The following is a 21,229-nucleotide window of genomic DNA, read 5'->3' on the forward strand; positions in this document are numbered from 1 at the left end:
CGGAGCTATAATCTCGTCATGAGTTCGTCAGGCAGCATTCTCGACGCGCGGGCGCGAGCCGGTCTCTCGCAGAGTCAGCTGGCTCGGCGTGCCGGTGTTCCGCAGCCCAATCTCTCCGCCTACGAGACGGGTCGGGTGCAGCCACGGCCCGAGACCCTCGCCCGCATTCTCGCCGCGACCGCAGAGCGACCGTCGGTCGTGCTGGGGCGCAAGCGGGATCGTGTGCTTGAGCTGGCCCGCCACCGCAAGGCGGTCACGGTGCGAGTCTTCGGCAGCATCGCCCGCGGAACGGATGCGGTCGGCAGCGACGTCGACCTACTTGTCACCTTTGCCCCCGATGCCTCCCTCCTCGATGCGGCGGGGCTTGTGCTCGACCTCGAGAACCTTCTGGGAGTGCACGTCGACGTCATGAGCGACCGGGCAGAGGGCGCCATCCGGGACCGGGCCGTGGCCGAGGCCGTGCCGTTGTGAGCGTCCGGAGGCAGGGGAGCGACACCGAATGACTCACGAATTCGACCGTACGGATGCGCTGCTGGCGGACATTCGGGATCTTATCCGCCACGCCAACCTGATCACCGCTCGGGGCCGGGACGCGTTCTTCGACCGCGGCGACCGCACCCAACAGCTGGCCGCAAAGGCAATTGTGATCGATCTGCAGACCGCCGTCGACCGGTTGCCAGAGGGGTACCGGGACTTGCACCCCGAGGTGGCCTGGACCGAGTTGCGCGCCATGCGCAACTACCTTGCGCATGACTACGCGAACACGGATTACCAGATCGTGTGGAACGCCCTCGTCGCGGACTTTCCCAGGCTGCTGGTGCAACTGGGCATCGCGTAAAGAAGCGGCTCTGGGCCCCCTCGGGACGTGCGTGCATGTCGCGCCCCGACCGGCGAGATGGTTGGGCTTTCGAGAGCGAGGAGATAGAGGTCGTGCTCCGCACGCCTCAGGCGTACCGTGGAGACATGGCTAAGATCGCCGAGCCTGGGGTAGAGATCGCACAGGACGACCACCGATTCTTCGGTCAGCCGCGGGCGCTGGCCAGCATCTTCGGTGTCGAGATGTGGGAGCGCTTCTCCTTCTACGGGATGCAGGGCATCCTGCTGCTCTACCTGTACTACTCGGCCGAAGAGGGCGGCCTGGGTATCCCGCAGGCCACGGCGGCGGGCATCGTGGGCGCGTACGGGGGAGCGGTATACCTCTCCACGATTCTGGGCGCGTGGATCGCCGACCGGCTGGCCGGGTCCGAGCGGGTGCTCTTCTATAGCGCGGTGGTCATCATGTGCGGGCACATCGCCCTGGCACTGATCCCGGATGTCGCGGGCGTCGTGGTGGGCCTCATCCTGGTGGCGTTCGGCAGCGGCGGTCTCAAGGCCAATGCCACCTCCGTGGTGGGCACGCTGTACCGGAAGGAAGATCCGCGGCGCGACGCCGGGTTCTCGCTGTTCTACCTCGGCATCAACCTCGGCGCGTTCTTCGGCCCGCTGCTCACCGGGCTGCTGCAGACCACCCTCGGCTTCCACTACGGCTTCGGCCTGGCCGCCGTCGGCATGGCGATCGGCCTCACCCAGTACTCCTTCGGCCGCAAACGGCTGCCCGCCGTGGCCCGCGAGGTGCCCGACCCGCTGCCGCGCCGCCGGTACCTGCCCTACTCCGCCATCGCGGCCGGCGGCATCCTGCTCATCGTGGTGCTCGTGGCCACCGGGGTGATCACCGCGTCGAACCTGGTGACCATAGTGATCGGGGTGACGATCGTGGCCTCCGTCACGTACTTCGTCGTGATCCTAAGCAACCGCCACATCTCCACAGTGGAGCGGCACCGGGTGTACGCGTTCATCCCGCTGTTCATCGCGAGTGCGGCGTTCTGGTCGCTGTACCAGCAGCAGTTCACCGTGGTAACGATCTACTCGGACGAGCGGCTGAACCGCAACCTGTTCGGCTGGGAGATGCCGGTGCCGTGGGTGCAGTCGATCAACCCCGTCTTCATCATCGTGCTGTCGGGCGTGTTCGCCGCGCTCTGGACCCGTTGGGGTGCGAAGCAGCCGTCCACACCGGTGAAGTTCGCGTTCGGCACGGGCATCATGGGCGTGGCGTTCCTCCTGTTCCTCCCGTTCGCCGGGGGAGCGGCCAATTCCACCCCGTTGCTCGCGCTGATCGGCATCCTGCTGGTCTTCACGATCGCCGAGCTGCTGCTCTCACCCGTGGGGCTGTCCGTGTCGACCAAGCTCGCGCCCGAGCTGTTCAAGACGCAGATGGTGGCGTTGTTCTTCCTCTCCGTGGCCCTCGGCACCGCGGTCTCCGGGGTGCTGGCCGAGTGGTACGCCACCGCACCCGAGCAGCTGTACTTCGGGGTTCTGGGCGGCATCGCCATCGTGCTGGGCGTCATCCTGGCCCTGTTCACCCGGCCGATCCTGCGACTGATGAGCGGGGTTCGGTAGACGCGATCGGGCGTCTCGGCGGTGGGCGAGTGCAATTCGAAGGGAGCCCAGCGGAGTAACGTCGAAACAATGACAAAGATCGCGGTGCCTGATCCGGGCAAAATCCAGGACGACCACCGCTTCTTCGGACAACCTCGGGCGTTGGCCAGCATCTTCGGCGTGGAGATGTGGGAGCGCTTCTCCTTCTACGGGATGCAGGGCATCCTGCTGTTGTACTTGTACTACTCGGCAGCGGATGGCGGCCTGGACATCCCGCAGACCACCGCGGCGGGCATCGTCGGCGCGTACGGCGGCGCGGTGTACCTCTCCACCATCCTGGGCGCCTGGGTCGCCGACCGCCTGGCCGGCTCCGAGCGGGTGCTCTACGCCAGCGCGGTGATCATCATGATCGGGCACATCGCCCTCGCGCTGATCCCCGGCGTCGCCGGGGTTGTGGTCGGCCTGATCCTCATCGCGCTCGGCAGCGGTGGCCTCAAGGCCAACGCCACCTCCGTGGTCGGCTCGCTGTACCGCAAGGACGATCCCCGGCGCGACGCCGGCTTCTCGCTGTTCTACCTCGGTATCAACCTGGGCGCTTTCTTCGGCCCGATCCTCACCGGGCTGCTGCAGTCCACCATCGGCTTCCACTTCGGATTCGGCCTCGCCGCCGTCGGCATGGCCATCGGCCTCGTGCAGTACTCGTTCGGGCGCAAGGGGTTGCCCGACTCGTCCCGCGAGGTGCCCGACCCGCTGCCGCGCAGCGAGTACCGGCGTTACCTGCTGATCGCCGCCGCGGCCATCGTGCTCATCGTGGTGCTGGTACTCACCGGGGTCATCACCGCATCGAACCTGGTGACCATCGTCATCGGCGTGACGATCGTGGCATCCGTGGCCTACTTCATCGTGATTCTCCGCAACCGGCAGATCTCCACGGTGGAACGCAAGCGCGTCTACGCGTTCATCCCCCTGTTCATCGCCAGTGTGGCGTTCTGGTCGCTCTACCAGCAGCAGTTCACGGTTGTGACGATCTACTCCGACGTGCGCCTGGACCGGGGACTCTTCGGCTGGGAGATGCCGGTGTCCTGGGTGCAGTCGATCAACCCGATCTTCATCATCGTGCTGTCGGGCGTGTTCGCCATGCTCTGGACCAAGTGGGGCGCCAAGCAGCCCTCCACCCCGGTGAAGTTCGCGTTCGGCACCGCGATCATGGGCCTCGCCTTCCTGGCGTTCCTGCCGTTCGCCGGGGGAGCGGCGAACTCGACGCCGCTGCTGGCGATGGTGGCGATTCTGCTGGTCTTCACCGTGGCCGAGCTGCTGCTCTCGCCGGTGGGGCTGTCGGTGTCCACCAAGCTGGCGCCCGAGCTCTTCAAGACCCAGATGGTGGCGCTGTTCTTCCTCTCCGTGGCCCTCGGCAGCGCCATCTCCGGCCTCCTGGCCCAGTGGTATGCCGTCGCCCCAGAGCAGCTGTACTTCGGCGTGCTCGGCGGCATCGCCATCGTGCTCGGGCTGGTCCTGGCGGTCTTCGCCAAGCCGATCCTGCGGCTGATGGACGGGGTGCGGTAGCGCGCATAAATTCGTTGTGGACCCCCACGTTGTCACCGTGGTGGTGAACCGTCCCGGCCTGCCCTCCGGCACTCGAACACAGACCTTCGCGTCGCGCTTGGACACATCGATTCCCGCGGCCCGGTCGTGAACAACATCCATGATTCAACTCCTCACCGTTCAACCCAATATTCGGATCTGTCACGGGGAGGACAGGGGCAAAAAACGGAATCTAACACTCGTGCTCGTAGCAACAATCCACGGTTCCCGTGGGAGTCCTCCACACCACGCTCCTGCGCAGGCTCACAAAACAGCACCAAGTTAAGATCGGCGTCGCCGTGACAGACACCGACATCATCCGCCACATCGCCCCCGCAAGCCAGACTCACAAACGCGACCACAGACGTATTTTCTGTACCCACAGTGCCCCAAGGGGGTCCACCGCTCCTGCATTTTGCAGGCCGGGCCGGGCGGATGCCGCGCGATTCCGGGCATCCGCTGCTCGCGATCTGAAAATTGCAAGAGTTATGCCCTGACCGGGGCTGTGAGCGGGATCGGCCGGGTGCCGGAGGCCGTCGGCGGGGCTGTGAGACTTCACAGGAAACCCCAACTGTGCCAGACTGGGCGACCTCTCGTCCCCCATTTGGGGGCATAGCTGTGCCCGAGTGCCGGGAATCCGACCTTAAGGACTCAATGACTGATCAGACTTTTCAGCTTGCCGCGATTGTTTTGTACTTCGCCGGGATGCTCGCCATCGGCTACTTCGCCTTCCGGCAGACCAAGGATCTCGACGACTACATGCTCGCCGGCCGCGGCCTCAAACCCGGCACCGCGGCGCTGAGCGCCGGCGCCTCCGACATGTCCGGCTGGCTCCTGCTGGGGCTGCCCGGCGCCATCTACGTGTCCGGCCTCGTGGAGGCCTGGATCGCCATCGGCCTGACCATCGGCGCCTGGCTGAACTGGAAGTTCGTGGCCCCGCGCCTGCGCTCGTACACCCACGTGTCGAACAACTCCATCACCCTGCCCAGCTTCTTCGAGAACCGGCTCAAGGACTCGTCGCGGCTGCTGCGCGTGGTCTCCGGCCTGATCATCCTGGTGTTCTTCACGTTCTACGTCTCCTCCGGCATGGTCGCCGGTGGGGTGTTCTTCGAGAACTCCTTCGGCTCCACCTTCCTCGTCGGCATGCTCATCGTCGCCGGCGTCACCCTGCTCTACACACTCTTCGGCGGCTTCCTCGGCGCCACCCTCACCGATGTCGCCCAGGGCCTGCTCATGCTCGCCGCGCTCATCGTGGTGCCCGTGGTCGCCCTCACCAAGACCGGCGGCCTCGGCGCCACCATCGACTCGATCCGCGAGGTCAACCCCGACCTGCTCTCACTCACCGCCGGCGGCTCCGTACTCGGTGTCATCTCCGCCGCCGCGTGGGGCCTGGGCTACGTGGGCCAGCCGCACATCCTCGTGCGCTTCATGGCGCTGCGCAGCCCGCAGGACGCCAAGGCCGGCCGCCGCATCGGCATCGGCTGGATGATCCTCACCGCGCTCGGCGCCGTCGCCACCGCGCTGATCGGCATCGCGTACTTCCAGCAGAACCCCGACGTCACCCTGAACAACCCGGAGACCGTCTTCCTGCTGCTCTCGCAGATCCTCTTCCACCCGTTCGTTGCCGGACTGGTGCTCGCCGCGGTGCTCGCCGCGATCATGAGCACCATCTCGTCGCAGCTGATCGTCTGCTCTTCGGCGCTGGTGGAGGACCTCTACAAGATCGTGGGTAAGAAGGATGCGAGCCCCAAGCAGATGGTGATGCTCGGCCGCCTCGGCGTGCTGCTCGTGGCCCTCGTCGCCGGGCTGATCGCGCTCAACCGCGACGCGACCATCCTCGAGCTCGTCGGCTTCGCCTGGGCTGGCTTCGGCGCGGCCTTCGGCCCCGTCGTACTGCTCTCGCTGTACTGGAAGAAGCTCTCCACCTGGGGCGCACTGGCCGGCATGGTCACCGGTGCGGTCGTCGTGTTCATCTGGGGCAACTCGCCGCTCAGCGCCACAATGTACGAGATCGTGCCCGGCTTCGCCGCCAGCCTGCTCGTGGCCGTGGTGGTCTCGCTGTTCACCTACAAGCCGTCCACGGAGATCGAGACCGAGTTCGACGCCGCCGCGGCGCAGGCCCGGCAGGACTACACCGAGCCCGAGAAGGCCGCCGTCTAGTCCGGCTCGTGCGGGCGTACCCCGGCCCGGCCGGGGTCCGCGCTGCACGCACGGGTCGGGGCCCGTGGGCGGGATACGCGGGCAGGCCGCCGCTGCGCCGGTGGCACGCCACCTGCTCAGCGGCGCCCGACCCGCGCGCCCTGGAAACGCGGGCTACGCGGCAGCCTGATCCTGGTCATCCGTGGCGCGCAGCGGCTCGAGCGCCTTCGACCAGGCGACGACCTGGTCGAGCATGGTGTCGACCTGGGGAAGCAGGTAGTCGCTCGGCTTGAAGACCGAGTAGTTCTCGAACTCCGTGGCCAGGGAAATGGCGACCTGGCCGCGCACGGTGGCCAGCTGCAGCTCGGAGGCGACGAGCCGCAGGTGCTCGACGGCCCGGGCCCCGCCGACGCCACCGTAGCTCACGAACGCGGCAGCCTTGTTGTTCCACTCGGTGTAGAGGTAGTCGAGCGCGTTCTTCAGCACTCCGGAGGTGGAGTGGTTGTACTCGGGAGTGACGAAGACGTAACCGTCGAACTCGGCGATCTTGGCCGACCAGGCCTTGGTGTGGTCGTTCGAGTAGACGCCCATCGCCGGCGACCCCGGTTCGTCGAAGTGCGGCAGCGGGAAATCGGCGAGGTCGACGAGCTCGAATTTGGCGTCGCTGCGGCGTGCAGCGATGCCCTGCACCCACTTGGCGACGGCCTCACCGTTGCGTCCGGGGCGAGTGCTGCCGAGAATGATGGCGATCTTGGTCACGGGTTCTTCTCCTTGGGAACTAATTGTGCGTAATGCACGTTGGCAGTACTGGGAAGCGGTTCCGACGCCGTTTTAGTCCCGCACCTGGTCGCGCACTTTGAGGTGCGTGACGCACACGAAGGGAAGAAACCCGGGATGACAGCGCTGCCCGCTGAAACCGATTTCACGCTCGACCCTGATTCGGATGCCCTGTGCCGGGAACCGAGTTCCCGCGCCCTGGTGCGCGATGTCTTCTCCCTGACCAGCGACAAGTGGTCGATGAGCGTCATCCGCGCCCTCAACGCGGGGCCGGTGCGGTTCACCCATCTCATGGTCGACATTCCGGGCATCTCCCATCGGATGCTCACGCGTACGCTGCGCGCGCTGGAACGCGACGGTCTGGTCTCGCGGACGAGCTATCCCGAGTCTCCGCCGCGGGTGGAGTACGAGCTCACCACGCTGGGTACCACCCTGAGCGAACCCGTGCGGGCGTTCATCGACTGGACGCAGCGGCACCGGTCCGAGATCGAAGCGAGCCGCGCCCGGTTCGACAGCTGAGCGCATCCGGCCGGCTCGTACCGGGCCGGTCTTCGGCGCGCCGGAATTTCGGCTTCGGCCGCTCCAACGGTAGATTTGCGCGATGACCAGCGCATTGGGACTTCTTATCTACCTGCTCATCGTCGCGCTCGCCGCGTTCGCCTTGTTCTGGGTGATCAGGCTCGGTGTGCGCTACGGTCTGCGGGATCACGCCAAGTGGATGCAAACCGGGGCAGCCCGCCCGCCCGAGTAACCACGACGCAGCCGGCGATCGCCGGGCGCCGAGGCCGCCGAGGTCAGAGCACCGAGCGCTTGGTCCACTCCACGAACAGGGCGAACGCCGGCGTCGCGAACACCGCGAACACCATGAGGTTCACGACCACGCTGCCCCAGAACGCCCGCCGGAAGCTGACCTTCTGGGTCTTGTGGCGCAGGGTCTGCTGGGCGACGATGGCGCCCGGCCAGCCGCCCACGATGCCCAAGCCGAGCAACGTCCGCTCCGGCACCCGCCGCCGGTCGGCCCGGGCGGCGGATTTGTCGGCCGCATACACGACGAAGCAGACGACGCTGGTGACGAGGTACAGCCCGGCCACCCAGAGCGGGATCGGCCAGAGCGCGTTGACCACGAGGTAGCCGATCACGAAGAGCAGGATCGGCAGGTAGGGGGTGACGCCCGCTCTGCGGCGTGGCACCGGCCGGCGACCCGGGGTGGGCATCCGCCCAGAGGGGTGCGCCCGAGCGGAGTGGTCGCGCTGGGTCCGGGAAGGCATGGCTCGATCGTAACCGTTGCCGGCCGCGGTACTCAGCCGGGCCAGGGGGCTGGGCGGCCGAAGAGATATCCCTGCCCATGCTGCCAACCCTGGCGAGTAAGGGCAGCCGCCTGAATCTCGGTTTCCACGCCCTCTGCGACACCGGTGAGCCCGAGATGGGTGACCAGGCCCGCCAGCCCGGTGGCGAGGGTGTCGGCGCTGTCCTCACTGCCGTCGAGACCGGAGACGAAGCTGGCGTCGAGTTTGAGGCCCGTCACCGGAAGGTCGCGCAAGAGCGCAATCGAGGAGAACCCGGTGCCGAAGTCGTCCACATGCAGCCCAGCGCCGAGGTCGCGGAGGGCGATGAGACTGTCGACGGTGTGCGCCCCCAGGGAGAGCACGGCTGTCTCGGTGATCTCCACGATGAGCCGGGAAGGTTCCACCGTGTGCCGGGTGAGGGTCGCCAGGAATCGCTCGGCCCAGTCGTCGCAGACCAGTTCCACCGCCGACACGTTGATGCTCACGGGAGGTGCTTCCGGGTGGCGGGCCAGCATCCCACACACCTGTTCGAGAACGGATGCGCCGATGCCCACGATCAGGCCGCTGTCCTCGGCGGTCGGCATGAACGCGGCGGGGGAGAGCAGGTCGCGTTGTGGATGCTGCCAGCGCACGAGGGCCTCGTACCCCACGACGCTGCGGTCCGCCAGCGCCACGATCGGTTGGTAGTGCACCACGAACTCGCCGTGCAGAAGTCCGGTTCGGATCTCATCCTCCACGGTCAGCCGGGTCATGGCCTGCGAGTGCATGGTGGCGTCGAACAACCGCCACCGGGCCCGGCCCTCGCGCTTGGCGTGGAACAGGGCGGAGTCGGTGTCGCGCAGCAGACTGGCGGAGCTGGACTCCGCGGTCGACAGGGCGATGCCGATCGACACGGTCGGGATGATGCGGTGCCCGTGCACGCGCAGTTCGGTGCCGACTGCGGCGGCGATGCGCTGGGCCATCCGCTCGATCTCGGCGGTGTCGTTCACCGAGGGAACCACGACCACGAACTCGTCGCCGCCGAACCGGGCGACCCTGTCGGTGGGGCGCATAGCGGTTTGCAGGCGCCGGGCGATCTCGGCGAGCACCTCGTCGCCGGCCTCGTGGCCGAGGGAATCGTTGACGAGCTTGAAGTTGTCGAGGTCGATGAAGAGCACTCCGACCGTGCCCGGGTCGAGCCGGGCGGCCGCGAGGTCGGCTTCCAGCTGGGAGAGAATCCACTCCCGGTTGCGCATGCCGGTGAGCCGGTCGTTGAACGCCAGGAACAGCAGCTCCTCGCGCGCCAGATGCTCCGCCGTGACATCCTCCAGTTGCACCACCAGGAGCGTCGGCGGGGCATCCGTGCTGCGGATCAGGGAGGCCGTGCGCCTGGCCCAGATGATGGCGCCGTCAGCCCGCACCAGCCGTACTTCCAGGACCTGTCCTGGCGTATCTGAGATCGTCACCGAGCGCGCCTGGATCAAGGATGCTTCGTCGTCGGGGTGCACCAGGTCGTGGGTGAACCGGCCCAGCAGCCACGCCTCGTCACGCTGCACCATCCGGCACATCGCCTCGTTGACCAGTTGGATGCGCCCACTGAAGTCGCAGATGATGACACCGTTGGCCGCCGACACGAGCACGCTGCGGAACATCTGTTCGGACCGTTCGAGGGCCTGCGCCGCGAGGGTCTCCTCATGGACATCGCGCACCGCAATGACCCGGCCGGTGAGGGTGCCGTCGTCGTCCAGGACGTCGCGGGTGCGGGCCGAGATCCAGCGGTACTGCCCATTGCGGTGCTGAACGCGAAACGGGGGCAGCCTCTGCACGCCCCGACCGGGGGCGTCGTGACCATCCGGAGTGCCCATGGCGTCCAACTCGATCAGGTCGTCAGGATGCACGAACTCGCTCGCGGCTCGCATCACCACCTGCTCGGGAGTCCAGCCCAGTGCTTCCTCCAGCGACGGCGACGCCCAGATCTGCTGATCGTGCGGGTCGACCATGATCACGATGTCGGACGCGTTCTCGGCTAGCAGCCGATAGCGCTGCTCGGAATCGCGCACCGCCCGATCGGCGAGGTGCCGGCTGGTCACGTCCCGCCAGACCATTGAGACTCCGTCGCCCAGCGGGGCCCCACGGAAGTCGTACCAGCGGTCGGCCCCGCCCTCCCGCGGCGACGCGTAGTGGAACCCGTCGATGGTGCGCGGCTCGCCTGTGTCCAGCACCCCGGTGCACAGCTCGGCGAGGGAACGCGAGATCGCCGCCGGCATGGGATTGAGCAGTGACCCGCCCAGAATCTGCTCCCGTGACATCCGGTGGAACCGGCAGGCAGCCGGATTGGCTTCCGTGATGATGAAGTCCAGGATGCCGCCCTGCGCGTCCCGCAGGGCCTCGACGAGAACGTACGGATCGGCCAGGCTGTCCAGCGACGCGCGCAGCCGGGCGCGTTCGGCCTCGGCGGTGCGCTCAGCGTCGACGAGCGAGTCGATGCTGGTGAAGCCGTGCACGCCCCCGGTCACGGCACCGGAGTGCGTCAGCAGCGGCCGGGAGGAATGGAAGAACCACCGGTAGGAGCCCTCGTGTGAACGGAACCGGCAGCGGCCCGCGGAGCCCTTCCCTGCCGCCAGGAGGGCGGTGGCGGCCAGGCCCTGCCAGGGTTCGGCCGGATCGGAGAACTCGGCCCCTGGCCGCCCGATCAGGGACTCGGGTGTCCAGCCGGTCGCCGCAATCACCGAAGCTGAGGCCCACAGCACGGTTCCGTCGGGGGAAGTGCGAAGCACGAAGTCGGTGACGCTGTCGGACAGGGCACGGTAGCCGGCGAAGACGAGCCGGGTTGCTGCACGCCCCCGGTCGGTTTCGGTGACATCAGCGAACACGGCGATCACTGCGAGGGCGGCGCCGGGGGCGTCGATGGCAAGGCGCGCCGACACGTTGAGCCACATGAGATATTCGGGCCCGTCCCCCTCGCCGGGCAGCGAGATGCCCAGCAAGGTGTCGGTCGTCGGCCGCCCGGAGGCCAGGGTCAGTAGCGCCGGTTCTCGCTCGGGCGACATGGGCACACCCCATTCGTCGATCGGCGCCCACCGCTGGTCGCCGGGCAGACGCCCGAGCAACTGGTCCCAACTCAGGTGCAGCAGCCGGGCCGCATCCGCGTTGGACCCGATGACTGCGCCGTCGGACGCGCGGTGCACCGCGATCGCGGTGCCGACCGGCACCGTAGGCAGCTGGGCGAGCAGCGCGTCAGGGACCGTGCCGAGCCATCGCATGTGGTTGCCCTGGTCCGGCGAAGCCGCGGTCCCCGTTGTCATCACGCCCTCTCGCGCGAACCCAACGTTTCGCTGATTTGAGGTCAATACTGGCACAATCTTCCCGGCTCGCGTGCCGTGTATGGGGGGCATTGCGCCGCTCGTTCGGAAGCCGAGGCGCGGCCTGGGCCGCTGCCCTTGCCGACTGGGCCGGACTGGGTATCAATCGGTTGTGACGGTGCGGTTGGCGCCGGGACGACGAGGTCGGGAGCTGCACATGGTGGGAAAAGGCACACAGGATGCGTCGAAGGGTCGCGGCGGCGCGGAACAACGCCGGGCCTCCGCGTCGGGTGCACCCGCGAGCGACCCGGCGAAGATCCGCAACGTGGCCCTGGTGGGCCGGTCGGGGGCCGGCAAGACCCTGCTCACCGAAGCGCTGCTCATGGCCACGGGCGCCATCACCCGGCTGGGCTCGATCGAAGCCGGCAGCACGGTGAGCGACTCGGACCCGTCCGAGGTGCACCAGCAACGCTCGGTGGCCCTGTCGGTCGTGCCGCTGACGGTGGGCGACGTGAAGGTGAACCTGCTCGACACCCCGGGTTACGCCGACTTCATCGGCGAGATGCGGGCGGGGTTGCGGGCGGCGGATGCGGCGCTGTTCGTGGTCTCCGCCGTGGACGGTGTCGACGCGGCCACCACGGCGCTCTGGTTGGAGTGTGAGCGGATCGGGATGCCGCGGGCCGTCGTGATAAGCCGGGTCGACCATCCGCGGGCCGGGTACGATGCGGTGCTCGCGGCCTGCCGGGAGAGCTTCGGCGCCGGGGTGCTGCCCGTGTATGTGCCGGTGTGGCGCGGCGGCGCCATCACCGGGCTGCTGGGGTTGCTGACCGGCACGGTGTCGGAGGCCGGGGCCGCCCTGCGCCCGGCGACGGAGGCTGAACTCCTCGACTCGGAACCGGCGCGGTCGACCCTGATCGAGGGCATCATTGCCGAGAGCGAAGACGAGACCTTGCTCGACCGGTACCTCGGCGGCGCCGAAATCGCCCTGGACACCCTCACCGCCGACCTGGAGATCGCGGTGGCCCGCGGCTCGTTCTATCCGGTGTTGGCGACCTCCGCCGAGACCGGGATGGGCTTGGCCGAACTGCTGGACCTGCTCACCGGCGCGTTCCCCTCGCCGCTCGAGCGGGCGCTGCCGTCGGTGACCGACCTGGCCGGTCGGCCGGTGACGACGCTCAGCTGCGACCCCGCCGGGCCGCTGGTGGGCGAGGTGGTGCGCACCACCATCGACTCGTTCCTCGGCCGGGTCTGCCTCGTGCGGCTCTTCTCCGGCACCCTGCGGGAGGACAGCATCGTGCACATCGGCGGGCACGGGCTCGCCGACCGGGGCCATCAGGACCACGACAGCGACGAACGCGTCACCCACCTGCAGTCCCCGCTTGGCGCGACCCTGCGGCCGGTGCCGTTTAGCGTGGCGGGGGACATCTGCGCGCTGACCCGGCTCGCCGACGCCGAGACCGGAGACACCGTCTCCGACCGGGACAACCCCCTGCTGGTGGCAGCGTGGGAGATGCCGGAGCCGCTGATGCCCGTGGCCGTGCAAGGTGAGGCGCACAGCGACGACGATGCGCTGGCCAAGAATCTCGGCAAGGTCGCCGCCGTCGACCCCACCCTGCGCGTGGAGCGGAACGCCGAAACCCATCAGCTGGTGCTCTGGTGCATGGGCGAGGCACACGCAGAGGTGGTGCTCGACCGGCTGCGTGCGCAGGGCGTGCACGTGCAGACCGTGGACGTGATCACGCCGCTGCGCGAGACCTTCGCCACGCCGGTCGCCGCCCGCGGCCGGTACGTGAAGCAGTCCGGCGGACACGGTCAGTTCGGCATCTGCGACATCGAGGTGGAGCCGCTCGAGCGCGGCGCCGGCTTCGAGTTCGTGAACAGGGTGGTCGGCGGGGTGGTGCCTGGCCACTACATCGAGTCGGTGGAGAAGGGCGTGCGCGCGCAGATGGCCCGGGGCGTCGCGGCGGGGTTCCCCGTGGTCGACATCCGGGTGAACCTGGTGGGCGGCAAGGCGCACAGCGTGGACTCGTCGGATGCGGCGTTCCAGTCCGCCGGCGCCCTCGCGTTGCGGGAGGCTGCCGCGGCGGGCCGGATCCAGCTGTTGGAGCCCGTCTCGATGGTCACGATCACCGTGCCTGACGCCTTCGTGGGCCCGGTGATGACCGACCTCTCCACGCGCCGCGGTCACATGACCGGCACCACCTCGGTGGCCGAGGAACGCACGAACACGGGCGCCGACGAGCGCACCGAGATCAACGCCGAGATCCCGGATGCTGAACTGCTCCGCTACGCCATCGAGCTGCGGGCCCTCACCGCGGGAAGCGGCACCTTCCGGCGCCGCTACCTGCGCCACGAACCGGTGCCGGCCAAGGTGGCGTCGGCGGCGGTACACGCCTGACCGGGCATCCGCGCCGGGGGAGAGCGCAGGCATCCGCGCCGGAGCCGGCAGGCCCTCGCGCCGGGTTGCGCGGGAGCGGCGCCGCTGCGCGGGTGGCGTGCCCGGGGCGGAGCGGCGCGTGGCCCGCGCGTCGGGTTGCGCGGGAGCGGCGCCGCTGCGCGGGTGGCGTGCCCGGGGCGGAGCGGCGCGTGGCCCGCATGTCGGTTTGCGCGGGAGCCGCGCCGTTACGCGGGTGTGGCGCCGTTGCGCGGGTGAGTTGGCCGGGCCGCGCGTTGCGCTGGGGTGGCGCCGCTGCGCGGGTGGCGTGCCCGGGGCGGAGCGGCGCGTTGCCCGCGCAACGCGCGCGGGACCCTCTCGGGCAGGATTCACGCCGCGCGGAGTACCGTTGAGAGATGACCGAGCAGCAGCCCTATGACGTGGTGCGGAGCTACGACGACTTTGAGGTGCGCCGCTACCCCGAGCACGTTCTGGCCGAAGTCGTAGTGGACGGCGCGTTCGAGGATGCCGGCAACCGCGCCTTCCGGTACCTGTTCAACTACATCAGCGGCGAGAACGTCTTCCGGGCCAAGGTCGCGATGACCGCCCCGGTGGTGCAAGATGCGGCGTCGACGAAGATCGCGATGACGGCTCCCGTCGTGCAACAGCCCGGCGGCACCGCCGATGGCAGCCACCGGGTCGCGTTCGTGCTGCCCGCCGGGCTCACCGAGGCCACCGCCCCGCGCCCGACCAGCCCGCAGGTGCACCTGCGCACCGTGCCCGAGAGTCTCGTGGCCGCCATCCGCTACCGGGGGCGCTGGACCGAAGACGGCTATCGCACGCACCTGGAGGAGCTGCGAACTGCCGTCGGCGCCGCCGGGCTCACCGCGACGGGCACGCCGCGGTTCGCCCGGTTCGACCCGCCCTTCAAGCCTGCGTTCCTGCGGCGCAACGAGGTGCTGCTCGACGTCGTCGCCGGCTAAACACCCGCACGGGTCTCAGCGGAGCGGGGCGGAATCCGGTCTGGCCCAGACGACGACGAGCGCCGTGGCGAGCGGGCCGAGCAGGAGTCCGAGCACGAACCAGATCCAGCGCCTGCGTCCCTTCATCTCGGCCAGGCCGGCGGTGACGATCGCGAGAGCGAGCCACCAGCCACTGTTCTCGTATACGACGGTTGTGTTGTCCATCCCGGCAGGTTAGTGGCACCCCATCCGGCACCCCAGCGGGCGCGCCGCGAGCACAGCTCCTGCAGAATCCGCCCCGAACCCGGTCAGCCGGCAATTCCGGCGGCCAGTTCCGACGAAATGCAGGAGCTATGAAAGGGGACGGCGGCGGGGGAGTGCTGCCGGGAAGGTCAGCGGGCCAGGGTGAGGATCTCGGCGCCGTCGTCGGTGATCGCGATGGTGTGCTCGCTGTGGGCCGTGCGGCAGCCGGTGGCGCTGCGGAGGGTCCAGCCGTCGGCATCCGTCACGAGCTTGTCGGTGTCGACCATCACCCAGGGCTCGAGGGCCAGCAGCAGCCCGGGGCGCAACGTGTAGCCGCGGCCGGGGCGGCCGGTGTTGGACACGTGCGGGTCCTGGTGCATCGTTGAGCCGATGCCGTGACCGCCGAACTCGACGTTGACGGGGTAGCCGGCGGCGTCGAGCACCGTGCCGATGGCGTGCGAGATGTCGCCGATGCGGGCGCCGGGCCCGGCGGCGGCGATGCCGGCCTGCAGGGCGCGCTCGGTTGCGTCGATCAGTGCGACGCTCTCCGGCGGCCGGGTGTCACCCACGATGAAGCTGATGGCCGAGTCGGCGGCGATGCCACCCAGCAGCACGGCGAGGTCGAGCGACACCAGGTCGCCGTCGGCCAGGGCGTAGTCGTGCGGCAGGCCGTGCAGCACGGCCTCGTTGACGGAGGTGCAGATGTAGTGGCCGAACGGCCCACGGCCGAACGACGGCGCGTAGTCGACGTAGCAGGACTCGGCACCGGCCTCGAGGATCATGGCCTGAGCCCACCGGTCGATGTCGAGCAGGTTGGTGCCCACGGCGCTGCGGCTCTTCATGGTCTGCAGGATGGTGGCGACCAGCGCGCCGGTTTCGCGCGCTCGGGCCACCTCGGTGGGGTTCAGGATCTCGATCATGCCGCGCCTCTCGTCTGGAACCAATAACTATACCGGTCTAAGTATCCCGGTTAGACTGGGCGGCATGGTCAGGTTGCCGCTCACAGTCGCTGAAGTCGAGCGTGGAGCGCGCCTCGGCGCCCTGCTGCGCCGGGCCAGGGGAGCGCGCTCGATGCTCGACATCGCCCTGGATGCCGGCGTCTCGCCGGAGACCTTGCGCAAGATCGAGTCGGGCCGCGTCGCCACCCCCGCGTTCCCGACCATCGCGGCGATCGCCCAGGTCGTGGGCCTCTCCCTCGACGCCGTGTGGGCCGAGATCTCCGAGCCCGAGCGCGATAATGAGCCTGTCGGAGGCCGCGCGCCCCGGGAGCGCCTGGCCTCGTAGGCTTCGGCGCGAGCCGCACCCCCGGATGCCCGCGGTCGCCGGGTCGCTCAGCTCACCTTGCGCCGGTAGACCCGCATCGCGAACCCGTACGCAAGCACCAGGATGCCCACGCACCAGGCCAGCGCCACCCAGATGTCGCTGCCGACCGGCTCCCCGGCGAACAGCTGCTGGATCGTGTTGACGATCGCCGTGACCGGCTGATTCTCGGCGAACACCCGCACCGGCCCCGGCATGGTGTCGGTGGGTACGAACGCCGAACTGATGAACGGCAGGAAGATCAGCGGGTAGGAGAACCCGGCCGCGCCATCCACTGTTTTAGCGGAGAGGCCCGCGATGACCGCGACCCAGGTGAGCGCCAGGGTGAACAAGGCCAGGATGCCGGCCACGGCGAGCCAGGCCAGCGGGCCCGCCGAGGTGCGGAAACCCATGGCCAGGCCGACCGCCACGATGATGACGACCGAGATCCCGTTGGCCACCAGCGAGGTGAGCACATGTGCCCACAGCACCGAGGACCGGTTGATCGGCATGGAGTGGAAGCGTTCGAAGATGCCGCTCTGCAGATCGGTGAACAGCCGTACGGCCGTGTAGGCGATGCCGGACGCGATCGCGATCAGCATGATCCCGGGCAGCAGGTAGGTGACGTAGTTGCCGGTGCCCGTGTTGATGGCGCCGCCGAGCACGTAGACGAAGAGCAACAGGATGGCGATCGGTGTGATCGCCGTCGTGATGATCGTGTCGGCGCTGCGGGTAATGTGGCGGAGCGACCGGCCCAGCAGGCTGCTCGTGTCGGCGATGAAGTGGGTGCTCATGATGGGTCCTTTCCGGGCTCGTGGGGAGTGGTGCCCACCAGCGCGAAGAAGATCTCCTCGAGGGTGGGCTGTCGTTCGATGTACTCGACCTTCGCGGGCGGCAGCAGCCGCTTGAGCTCGGCGAGGGTGCCGTTCGCGATGATGCGCCCCTCGTGCAGGATCGCGATGCGGTCGGCGAGTTGTTCGGCCTCTTCGAGGTGCTGCGTGGTGAGCAGCACCGTGGTGCCCTGCGCCGCGAGGTCTCGCACCACCTGCCACACCTCTTGGCGGGCCTCCGGGTCGAGTCCGGTGGTCGGTTCGTCGAGGAAGATCACCTCGGGGTGCCCGATCAGGCTCATGGCGATGTCCAGCCGCCGGCGCATACCGCCCGAGTAGGCCGACACCCGGCGGGTGGCCGCGTCGGCGAGGTCGAAACGCGCCAGCAGCGCATCCGCCACCTGGCCGGGGTTCGCGAGGTGGCGCAGCTTGGCCATCAGTACGAGGTTCTCCTTGCCAGAGAGGATCTCGTCGACCGCGGCGAATTGCCCGGTGAGACTGATCGACTCGCGAACCTTCAGTGGCGCGGAGGCGACGTCGAACCCGTTCACGGCGGCGGTGCCGGCATCGAACCGGAGCAGGGTCGACAGGATGCGCAACAGGGTGGTCTTGCCGGCGCCGTTGGAGCCGAGCAGGGCGAAGATGCTGCCCGGGGCGACGTCGAAGCTGACGCCGCGCAGCACGTGCAGCTCCTTGTAGGACTTCTCGATGTCCTGCACCCGGATCGCCGGGTGCCGGGTGAGAGTGTCGCTCATGATGTTGTTCCCTTCTGTGGGTGGTGGTGGTGGTCTTCTCGAGGTGCCGGATCGGTGGGCGGCCGTCAGTGGGCGTGCCGCACGGTGATGTCGCCGTACTGGGTGCGTGCCCGCACCGCGACGGTGGGCTCGGACTCCGCGGGCGCGCGGTCGGCCTCGAGCTGGTTGCGCACCCGGCCGTCCTTCGACGCGAGATCGAGCCAGGCGGCCACGCCGGGCCGCACACCGATGGTGACCTGGCCGTAGCCGCTCTCCACCTGGACGGATCCGCCCGAGACCTCGTTCAGCCGGATGCTGCCGTAGGCGGTCTTCGCGGTCACCGAGGCCAGCGCCCGGGCGATCTCGAGGTCACCGTAGGAGAGCTTGGCGTCCAGGTCGCCGCCGGACTGGCCGATCTCGATGCTGCCGTGCGAGGCCTTGAGGAGCGCGTCGCCGGCCACGCTGCCGACCCGGATCTGCCCGTGATCGGCCGTGATCTCCGCGCCGCCCCCGATGCCGTTGACGGTGATGGTGCCGTGCCCGGCGCGCAGCCAGAGGTCGCCCGTGCCGTCGACGTCCACCGCGCCCATCGAGCACTTGATGCGGGTGGCGCCGAGCCGGCCGGTGGTGTGCACGCCGCCCACCGCGATTTCCGCGGTGAGCCGTGACCCCGACGGCAGCTCCACTCGCACGTCGACGGACTCGGTGGGGCCGATCCAGCTGAGCCGGGGCCGCGGGCCGGTCACGGTGAGCCTTTGCCCGTCGAAGTCGACCCGGGTCTCGTCGGCGCCGCGACGGTCGACGGCCTTGGCCGGGTTGCTCGGCGACACGGTCACGACGGTCTCGGTGCGGTCGCCGGCGACGATCTCGAGGTCGCCGACCTGCAGGTTGACGGCCAGGTCGATCGGGCTAGTGGTGGGGAAGCTGGGCATGCTGACGCCTGCCTTTCGTGGGCATTGTGGGTATGACGGACCGGCCCCGCGGGTGCGCGGAGCTGGTGGTACGGCGGGGCCTGGGCTTAGCGCGCCCAGCCTGCGAAGTTGTCGCCGGTGCGCAGGGTGCGCTGCGCGGAGCGTCGTTGTTTGGGCTGCACCGCCGCCGCGATGGCGCGCACCAACCAGGTGTTGACCGACAGGCCGTCGGCCAGGGCCGCCTCGTCGACCCGCGCCTTGAGGGCGTCGGGCAGGCGCAGCGTCGTGCGTGAGGTGCTCACATCGTCCAGGTCGACGGATGCGGCGGAGCCGTCGTCACCCTCCGGCTCGGCCGTGGGCGCTGTCACAACGAATTCCACCTCGCGCCCGCGCAGCCGCAGGTCCACCGACCCGGGGGCGAGGTCACGGGTGATCTCGCCGGCCGCGGCCGACAGCACGTCGAGCAGCACCAGCCGAGCGGCCGCGTCGAGCCCCGCGGCAAGCCGTTCGGCCGCCGCGCGGGTGTCGTCGCTGCCGGTCTCCGCGACCTCGAGAAGCTGCCGCTGAAGGTCGGTGACGTACGGTGCGAGTTCCATGACTTCAGTGTGACACCACTGTGGTGTCACCGCAAGGATTTATGGTGTCAATTTCGGAGAGAGTGGTGTCAGTATGCCCATGGGGCGTTGCAGACATCCGCGGTCCGACCCCAGATGTGCGGCCCACGGGTGGACGTCGCACGATAAAAAGGACTTCGCGAGGTTGTGAGGACGAAATGGCCGCGGGCATCCTTTTAATCTCACTTTTGCCTTTTTGGCTTAGCGCACGGGTGCTCGGGGCTAACCGGTCGGGTGTCTGAGCTGCCTGTTAGCGTCGGGGCATGACGACCCATCGGATCAGCCTCGGTGCCATCAACCTGGAAGCCGACGACCCGGCCCTGCTCGCCGGATTCTGGGCATCCGTGACCGGGGCTACGCCGTCGCCGGGAGGCGCGAGCTCGTACCTGCCGCAGGCCGGGCCGGACGGGTTCGCGATGTTCTTCCAGCCGCGCACCGCACCGCGGCCGCCGCACCAGACGACCCACCTCGACCTCACGGTGCCGTGGGGGTCCCGGGCACGCGAGGTCGAGCGCCTCATCGGCCTCGGGGCCGCCTTCAAGTGGGATGTGCTCAAGGAGTTCGCCCACGTGCAGTGGACCACGCTCGCCGACCCCGAGGGCAACCTCTTCTGCGTGGCCGAGCACCCGCCGCAGGCCTGATCGCTCTCCGCGGCCGCGCTGATGCACGGTTAGAAGGACTTCGCGAGTTTCTGAGGACCTTCCGGCCGCGGGGGTCCTCTTGAACTCACTATTGCCTCTCTTTAGGCACCGCCAGGGCCTGTGCCGCGAACGCGTGGAGCGCGGGGTGACACTAGGAGTATGGACGTAGCGAAGCGCTGGAGTGCGCGGGCAGGCACGGTGGCGGCCCTGGTACGGGGAGGAGCGCAATGACCGTGTTCAGTGCGGGCATCCTGTTGTATCGGGTGACGGATGCCGGGGAGCTGCAAGTGTGGATCGCGCACATGGGTGGCCCATTCTGGGCGCGCAAGGATGCCGCAGCGTGGTCGATCCCCAAGGGGGAGTACGAGCCGGGGGAAGATCCGTTCACGGTGGCCAGGCGTGAGTTCGAGGAGGAGATCGGCGTTCCCGCTCCGGCCGCGGACTACGCGCAGCTGGGGGTGTTCCGGCAGCCCTCGGGGAAGGTGGTGACGGTGTTCGCCGCCCGTACCGACCTCGCCGTGGAGAAGGTGACGAGCAACACCTTCGACCTCGAGTGGCCCAGGGGATCGGGCACGATCAAGCAGTTCCCCGAGATCGACGATGCCCGCTGGGTGAGTATTCCGCAGGCGCGGGAGAAGCTGGTGAAGGGGCAGGTGGCGGTGCTCGGGGCGCTCGCCGAGTTGCTCGGACACTGAGCGCACACCGAACCTGAGCGCACAGAAAAACCGGGTGGCAGCATCCGTGTGTAGTGAATGAGGCCACCCGGTTCGGTGACGGGCCGTGGTGGCGGCCCTGGGCCGGCTAGCGGCGGCGCGAGACGATCGTGCCGACGATCGCGAGGGCGACCGACGCGATGGTGAGCACCAGGGCCGGGTTGCGCTTGTAGGCCGCGGTGATCTTGTCGAGCGTCTCGTGCGCCGTCGCGATGACGGTGTCGGCGGTCTTGTCGAGGTCGAGGTCGCTGACGGCCGACTTGACGGTGGAGACGGTGTCGTCGATGGCGTGGCGGGCCTGCTCGGCGAGGTCGGTGGCCTTGTCGGCGGCGTCCTCGGCGAGGTGCTGGGCCTGCTGGGCGGTGTTGTCAGTCATGGGTGTCCTTTCGGGCGAGGGGTCGGGATCGGGCGGTTCAGGGCGACGCGGCG

The 21,229-nt window shown here is 68.8% G+C and carries 22 protein-coding genes and 1 pseudogene; 12 read left to right on the forward strand and 11 right to left on the reverse strand.

Translation table 11 applies throughout. The annotated features are described in order from the left end of the window. Positions 1 to 18 precede the first annotated feature (18 nt). The 4 genes from DOE79_RS18030 to DOE79_RS18045 all read left to right on the forward strand — a co-directional run bounded on the left by DOE79_RS18030 (position 19) and on the right by DOE79_RS18045 (position 3,978). The gene (locus tag DOE79_RS18030) at positions 19 to 471 is read left to right on the forward strand and encodes a helix-turn-helix domain-containing protein (protein WP_120339673.1); all 453 of its coding nucleotides are present in this window, start codon (positions 19 to 21) and stop codon (positions 469 to 471) included. A 28-nt stretch (positions 472 to 499) separates the two neighbouring features. After that, positions 500 to 838 (forward strand): HepT-like ribonuclease domain-containing protein, encoded by a 339-nt coding sequence (locus DOE79_RS18035; protein WP_120339674.1) that lies wholly within the window; start codon positions 500 to 502, stop codon positions 836 to 838. Positions 839 to 963: 125 nt separating this feature from the next. Continuing rightward, positions 964 to 2,436, forward strand: coding sequence for a peptide MFS transporter (locus tag DOE79_RS18040; protein WP_120339675.1), 1,473 nt, complete (start codon positions 964 to 966; stop codon positions 2,434 to 2,436). A gap of 69 nt (positions 2,437 to 2,505) precedes the next feature. Then, entirely contained in the window at positions 2,506 to 3,978 is a 1,473-nt protein-coding gene (locus DOE79_RS18045) for a peptide MFS transporter (protein WP_120339676.1), read from the forward strand. Between the two features lie 12 nt (positions 3,979 to 3,990). On the opposite strand, the pseudogene DOE79_RS20975 reads toward DOE79_RS18045, so the two are convergent. After that, positions 3,991 to 4,119 (reverse strand): annotated as a pseudogene (locus DOE79_RS20975) (IS110 family transposase); the annotation flags it as partial. Positions 4,120 to 4,650: 531 nt separating this feature from the next. Here DOE79_RS20975 and putP point away from each other — a divergent pair. Then, positions 4,651 to 6,156, forward strand: a complete 1,506-nt coding sequence (gene putP, locus DOE79_RS18050) for a sodium/proline symporter PutP (protein WP_120339677.1) — start codon at positions 4,651 to 4,653, stop codon at positions 6,154 to 6,156. A gap of 153 nt (positions 6,157 to 6,309) precedes the next feature. On the opposite strand, the gene DOE79_RS18055 is transcribed toward putP, so the two are convergent. Continuing rightward, positions 6,310 to 6,894 carry an NADPH-dependent FMN reductase gene (locus DOE79_RS18055; RefSeq protein ID WP_120339678.1) on the reverse strand — a complete coding sequence of 195 codons (585 nt, stop codon included), beginning with the start codon at positions 6,892 to 6,894 and terminating at the stop codon, positions 6,310 to 6,312. 135 nt (positions 6,895 to 7,029) lie between these two features. Here DOE79_RS18055 and DOE79_RS18060 point away from each other — a divergent pair, with 135 nt between their 5' ends. Both DOE79_RS18060 and DOE79_RS20680 read left to right on the forward strand, forming a co-directional pair. Next, positions 7,030 to 7,431: a winged helix-turn-helix transcriptional regulator gene (locus DOE79_RS18060; protein ID WP_120339679.1), complete on the forward strand. Its 402-nt coding sequence runs from the start codon at positions 7,030 to 7,032 to the stop codon at positions 7,429 to 7,431. A gap of 82 nt (positions 7,432 to 7,513) precedes the next feature. After that, complete coding sequence (locus DOE79_RS20680; protein WP_162942833.1) at positions 7,514 to 7,663, forward strand: hypothetical protein; 150 nt, start codon at positions 7,514 to 7,516, stop codon at positions 7,661 to 7,663. A 43-nt stretch (positions 7,664 to 7,706) separates the two neighbouring features. On the opposite strand, the gene DOE79_RS18065 is transcribed toward DOE79_RS20680, so the two are convergent. Further along, complete coding sequence (locus DOE79_RS18065) at positions 7,707 to 8,180, reverse strand: DUF1294 domain-containing protein (RefSeq protein WP_120339680.1); 474 nt, start codon at positions 8,178 to 8,180, stop codon at positions 7,707 to 7,709. A 32-nt stretch (positions 8,181 to 8,212) separates the two neighbouring features. Beyond that, positions 8,213 to 11,440: an EAL domain-containing protein gene (locus DOE79_RS18070; protein WP_162942834.1), complete on the reverse strand. Its 3,228-nt coding sequence runs from the start codon at positions 11,438 to 11,440 to the stop codon at positions 8,213 to 8,215. A 256-nt stretch (positions 11,441 to 11,696) separates the two neighbouring features. Between DOE79_RS18070 and DOE79_RS18075 the strand changes: the two genes are divergently transcribed. Together DOE79_RS18075 and DOE79_RS18080 are read left to right on the forward strand one after the other, a co-directional pair. Next, the gene (locus tag DOE79_RS18075) at positions 11,697 to 13,877 is read left to right on the forward strand and encodes an elongation factor G-like protein EF-G2 (protein ID WP_120339682.1); all 2,181 of its coding nucleotides are present in this window, start codon (positions 11,697 to 11,699) and stop codon (positions 13,875 to 13,877) included. Positions 13,878 to 14,269: 392 nt separating this feature from the next. Next, positions 14,270 to 14,836, forward strand: coding sequence for an SOUL family heme-binding protein (locus DOE79_RS18080; protein ID WP_120339683.1), 567 nt, complete (start codon positions 14,270 to 14,272; stop codon positions 14,834 to 14,836). A 15-nt stretch (positions 14,837 to 14,851) separates the two neighbouring features. Here DOE79_RS18080 and DOE79_RS18085 read toward each other — a convergent pair whose 3' ends face one another. Both DOE79_RS18085 and map read right to left on the reverse strand, forming a co-directional pair. After that, positions 14,852 to 15,040, reverse strand: coding sequence for a hypothetical protein (locus DOE79_RS18085; protein ID WP_120339684.1), 189 nt, complete (start codon positions 15,038 to 15,040; stop codon positions 14,852 to 14,854). 167 nt (positions 15,041 to 15,207) lie between these two features. Then, on the reverse strand, positions 15,208 to 15,978 hold the full coding sequence (map, locus tag DOE79_RS18090; protein ID WP_120339685.1) for a type I methionyl aminopeptidase: 771 nt from the start codon (positions 15,976 to 15,978) through the stop codon (positions 15,208 to 15,210). A gap of 64 nt (positions 15,979 to 16,042) precedes the next feature. Here map and DOE79_RS18095 point away from each other — a divergent pair, with 64 nt between their 5' ends. Then, positions 16,043 to 16,342 (forward strand): helix-turn-helix transcriptional regulator, encoded by a 300-nt coding sequence (locus DOE79_RS18095; RefSeq protein WP_120339686.1) that lies wholly within the window; start codon positions 16,043 to 16,045, stop codon positions 16,340 to 16,342. Between the two features lie 47 nt (positions 16,343 to 16,389). Here DOE79_RS18095 and DOE79_RS18100 read toward each other — a convergent pair whose 3' ends face one another. The 4 genes from DOE79_RS18100 to DOE79_RS18115 form a co-directional block, all read right to left on the reverse strand. After that, positions 16,390 to 17,151, reverse strand: coding sequence for an ABC transporter permease (locus DOE79_RS18100; protein WP_120339687.1), 762 nt, complete (start codon positions 17,149 to 17,151; stop codon positions 16,390 to 16,392). Beyond that, the gene (locus DOE79_RS18105) at positions 17,148 to 17,942 is read right to left on the reverse strand and encodes an ABC transporter ATP-binding protein (RefSeq protein WP_120339688.1); all 795 of its coding nucleotides are present in this window, start codon (positions 17,940 to 17,942) and stop codon (positions 17,148 to 17,150) included. The genes DOE79_RS18100 and DOE79_RS18105 overlap by 4 nt, the downstream gene beginning before the upstream one ends. Positions 17,943 to 18,007: 65 nt before the next feature. Then, a complete protein-coding gene (locus DOE79_RS18110; RefSeq protein WP_120339689.1) occupies positions 18,008 to 18,853 on the reverse strand; it encodes a DUF4097 family beta strand repeat-containing protein in 846 nt (281 codons plus the stop codon). 86 nt (positions 18,854 to 18,939) lie between these two features. Further along, the gene (locus DOE79_RS18115) at positions 18,940 to 19,428 is read right to left on the reverse strand and encodes a type II toxin-antitoxin system HicB family antitoxin (RefSeq protein WP_120339690.1); all 489 of its coding nucleotides are present in this window, start codon (positions 19,426 to 19,428) and stop codon (positions 18,940 to 18,942) included. A gap of 281 nt (positions 19,429 to 19,709) precedes the next feature. Here DOE79_RS18115 and DOE79_RS18120 point away from each other — a divergent pair, with 281 nt between their 5' ends. Beyond that, entirely contained in the window at positions 19,710 to 20,087 is a 378-nt protein-coding gene (locus DOE79_RS18120; protein WP_120339691.1) for a VOC family protein, read from the forward strand. Between the two features lie 227 nt (positions 20,088 to 20,314). Next, positions 20,315 to 20,782 (forward strand): NUDIX hydrolase, encoded by a 468-nt coding sequence (locus DOE79_RS18125; protein WP_120339692.1) that lies wholly within the window; start codon positions 20,315 to 20,317, stop codon positions 20,780 to 20,782. A gap of 106 nt (positions 20,783 to 20,888) precedes the next feature. On the opposite strand, the gene DOE79_RS18130 is transcribed toward DOE79_RS18125, so the two are convergent. After that, on the reverse strand, positions 20,889 to 21,176 hold the full coding sequence (locus tag DOE79_RS18130) for a hypothetical protein (protein ID WP_120339693.1): 288 nt from the start codon (positions 21,174 to 21,176) through the stop codon (positions 20,889 to 20,891). Between the last annotated feature and the right edge of the window lie 53 nt (positions 21,177 to 21,229).

Origin of the sequence: Cryobacterium soli, assembly GCF_003611035.1 — a bacterium.
Taxonomy (GTDB): domain Bacteria; phylum Actinomycetota; class Actinomycetes; order Actinomycetales; family Microbacteriaceae; genus Cryobacterium; species Cryobacterium soli.

What these genes read in the sequence shown, in the direction of transcription:
- DOE79_RS18030 (WP_120339673.1), top strand. Translation starts at nt 19, where the DNA reads ATGAGTTCGTCAGGCAGCATTCTCGACGCGCGGGCGCGAGCCGGTCTC.
- DOE79_RS18035 (WP_120339674.1), top strand. Translation starts at nt 500, where the DNA reads ATGACTCACGAATTCGACCGTACGGATGCGCTGCTGGCGGACATTCGG.
- DOE79_RS18040 (WP_120339675.1), top strand. Translation starts at nt 964, where the DNA reads ATGGCTAAGATCGCCGAGCCTGGGGTAGAGATCGCACAGGACGACCAC.
- DOE79_RS18045 (WP_120339676.1), top strand. Translation starts at nt 2,506, where the DNA reads ATGACAAAGATCGCGGTGCCTGATCCGGGCAAAATCCAGGACGACCAC.
- putP (WP_120339677.1), top strand. Translation starts at nt 4,651, where the DNA reads ATGACTGATCAGACTTTTCAGCTTGCCGCGATTGTTTTGTACTTCGCC.
- DOE79_RS18060 (WP_120339679.1), top strand. Translation starts at nt 7,030, where the DNA reads ATGACAGCGCTGCCCGCTGAAACCGATTTCACGCTCGACCCTGATTCG.
- DOE79_RS20680 (WP_162942833.1), top strand. Translation starts at nt 7,514, where the DNA reads ATGACCAGCGCATTGGGACTTCTTATCTACCTGCTCATCGTCGCGCTC.
- DOE79_RS18065 (WP_120339680.1), bottom strand. Translation starts at nt 8,180, where the DNA reads ATGCCTTCCCGGACCCAGCGCGACCACTCCGCTCGGGCGCACCCCTCT.
- DOE79_RS18070 (WP_162942834.1), bottom strand. Translation starts at nt 11,440, where the DNA reads ATGCGATGGCTCGGCACGGTCCCTGACGCGCTGCTCGCCCAGCTGCCT.
- DOE79_RS18075 (WP_120339682.1), top strand. Translation starts at nt 11,697, where the DNA reads ATGGTGGGAAAAGGCACACAGGATGCGTCGAAGGGTCGCGGCGGCGCG.
- DOE79_RS18080 (WP_120339683.1), top strand. Translation starts at nt 14,270, where the DNA reads ATGACCGAGCAGCAGCCCTATGACGTGGTGCGGAGCTACGACGACTTT.
- DOE79_RS18085 (WP_120339684.1), bottom strand. Translation starts at nt 15,040, where the DNA reads ATGGACAACACAACCGTCGTATACGAGAACAGTGGCTGGTGGCTCGCT.
- map (WP_120339685.1), bottom strand. Translation starts at nt 15,978, where the DNA reads ATGATCGAGATCCTGAACCCCACCGAGGTGGCCCGAGCGCGCGAAACC.
- DOE79_RS18095 (WP_120339686.1), top strand. Translation starts at nt 16,043, where the DNA reads ATGGTCAGGTTGCCGCTCACAGTCGCTGAAGTCGAGCGTGGAGCGCGC.
- DOE79_RS18100 (WP_120339687.1), bottom strand. Translation starts at nt 17,151, where the DNA reads ATGAGCACCCACTTCATCGCCGACACGAGCAGCCTGCTGGGCCGGTCG.
- DOE79_RS18105 (WP_120339688.1), bottom strand. Translation starts at nt 17,942, where the DNA reads ATGAGCGACACTCTCACCCGGCACCCGGCGATCCGGGTGCAGGACATC.
- DOE79_RS18110 (WP_120339689.1), bottom strand. Translation starts at nt 18,853, where the DNA reads ATGCCCAGCTTCCCCACCACTAGCCCGATCGACCTGGCCGTCAACCTG.
- DOE79_RS18115 (WP_120339690.1), bottom strand. Translation starts at nt 19,428, where the DNA reads ATGGAACTCGCACCGTACGTCACCGACCTTCAGCGGCAGCTTCTCGAG.
- DOE79_RS18120 (WP_120339691.1), top strand. Translation starts at nt 19,710, where the DNA reads ATGACGACCCATCGGATCAGCCTCGGTGCCATCAACCTGGAAGCCGAC.
- DOE79_RS18125 (WP_120339692.1), top strand. Translation starts at nt 20,315, where the DNA reads ATGACCGTGTTCAGTGCGGGCATCCTGTTGTATCGGGTGACGGATGCC.
- DOE79_RS18130 (WP_120339693.1), bottom strand. Translation starts at nt 21,176, where the DNA reads ATGACTGACAACACCGCCCAGCAGGCCCAGCACCTCGCCGAGGACGCC.